This is a genomic window from Kitasatospora sp. MY 5-36 (assembly GCF_001182915.1).
GTDB lineage: Bacteria > Actinomycetota > Actinomycetes > Streptomycetales > Streptomycetaceae > Kitasatospora.
In genome coordinates, this window is record NZ_LFVW01001102.1 from 1 (window position 1) to 1,889 (window position 1,889).

2 protein-coding genes are annotated in these 1,889 nt (G+C 78.5%); both read left to right on the forward strand.

Translation table 11 applies throughout. The features are described from left to right. Positions 1–204: 204 nt before the first annotated feature. Positions 205–660 carry a hypothetical protein gene (locus AE652_RS40490; protein ID WP_049660809.1) on the forward strand — a complete coding sequence of 152 codons (456 nt, stop codon included), beginning with the start codon at positions 205–207 and terminating at the stop codon, positions 658–660. A 38-nt stretch (positions 661–698) separates the two neighbouring features. Continuing rightward, positions 699–1,889: hypothetical protein (locus tag AE652_RS40495; protein ID WP_049660812.1), on the forward strand; the 1,191-nt coding region annotated here is incomplete at its 3' end.

The window sequence follows — 1,889 nt, forward strand, 5'->3', positions numbered from 1 at the left end:
GGGGGGGGGGGGGGGGGGGGGGGGGGGGGGTTTGCGGCGGGGCCCGGCGGAGCACGGGGCGGGGTCGGTGGTGGCGGGGTCGGCCGGGGGGAAGGCGGGGTGAAGAGGTCCGTCGGGCGCTGCGGGCGGGCCCGGGGGCGCGCCTAGGATGGCGGCCGGTCCGCGGCGGGGTCCGCGACGGGACCGCTACGGGGAGGTACGGGGATGGCAGGCGGCAGCACCGGGGCGTCCGGCGGCGCGGGCGGGGAGTTCGTCCTCAAGCCGTGGGAACTGCACGGCGAGGGCCGGGAGTTCGAGAAGCTCGGCGGCGAACTGACGAAGGCCGTCGCCGCCCTGGAGCAGGGCCTCGCCGCGCTCGGCGCCCCCTGGGGCGCGGACCAGCCGGGCAGCGGGTTCGCCACCGTGTACGGGCAGGCGCGCGGTGAACTCGTCGGCGGGCTGCGGGGGTTGGCCGGGCGGGTGGCCGGGGTCGGGGCCGGGCTGCACACGATGGCCGCGCGGACGGCGGACGCGGACAGCGCGGCGGCGGGCGGGTTCGGGGCGACGGCGGTGCCGGGCGTTTCTGGGGCGTCGGCGGTGCCGGGGGTCGCGGGAGTTCCCGGGGTGCCGGGGGCAACCCCCGGGGTGGTGCCCGCCGTCCCCAAGGACATGTCGGTCTGACGGACCCGGCCCGAAGCCCGGCTCGAAGGGGGAAGCGCGTGTCCCGGAAACTGCCCGAGGAACTGGTCCCGGTGCTGGCCCGGACCGGCCGGCTGTGGCCGCAGGCCGACGAGGAGGGCCTGCGCAAGGCCGCCGGAGTCTGGCGCGAGTTCGGCAAGGAGGCCGACCGGCTCACCCGCCGCTGCGGCGAGTCCGTCCGGCGGGTCACCGCCGACAACTCCGGCCACGCGGTCGAGGCCTTCGGCGCGTACTGGCAGGCCTTCAGCGGCGGCGGCAAGGGCCACCTGGACGACGCGCACAGCGCGGTCGGGCTGGTCGCCGGGGCCTTCGACACGTCCGCGCGGGCCGTGGACACCTGCAAGGCCGAGATCATCGCGACCCTGCGGCAGCTCGCCGCCGAACTCCGGCAGGCCGAGGAGCAGGCGGCCAAGGCCAAGGAGGCGGCCGGCAAGATCGCCGCGGCGGCGGCCGGCGGCGACCCGGCCGGGAACGGGGTGGCCGGGAGCGAGGTGGTCGGGAACGGGGTGGTCGGCGGACTGCGGAAGGCCGTCGGCGGCCTCGCGGCCACGGTGGAGAACGCCGCCACCGAGCAGGTCGCGGCGGGGGTGGCGGCCGTCGCCGTCGAGACCGCCGCGCTGAAGATCGGCGGACTGCTCGCCGAACTCGGCCGCGCCATGAAGGACGCCCTGTCCGGCGTGCTCGAGGAGCCGGCCGCGGTCGCCCTGCTGAAGCTCGGCAGCACGCCGGGGACGGAGGTCACCGCTGCCTCGTACCGCAACGGCGCGTTCGACCCGCTCGCTGCCGGGCTGCCCCCCGCCCTCGGCGAACCGGGCGTGCTCGGCGTCGACGGCTCCGGGCTGGTGCTGCTCGCGGGAAAGGACGGCAAGCCGCTGGTCGGCGTGCCCGGGCTGACGGTCAAGGTGGACGAGCAGGGCAAGCCCGTCCTCGGCCCGGACGGGCAGCCGGTCATCCTCCGCGCCGACGGCACGCCGGTGGCCGACGCCACCGGGCTGCTGGTCGTCCCGGGGCCGGACGGCACGCCGGTGGTCGGGGTGGCAGACCTGGCGGTCCGGCTGGACGAACACGGGCAGCCGGTGCTCACCGACGAGGACGGCAAGGCGCTCCGCGGGGTGCCGCTCGCCGGGCTGACACCGGGGGCGACCGGACCGGGGGCGGACGGGCCGTCGGCGGTCGGGCCGGGTGGCGACAAGCCGCTCGCGGGTGCGGCG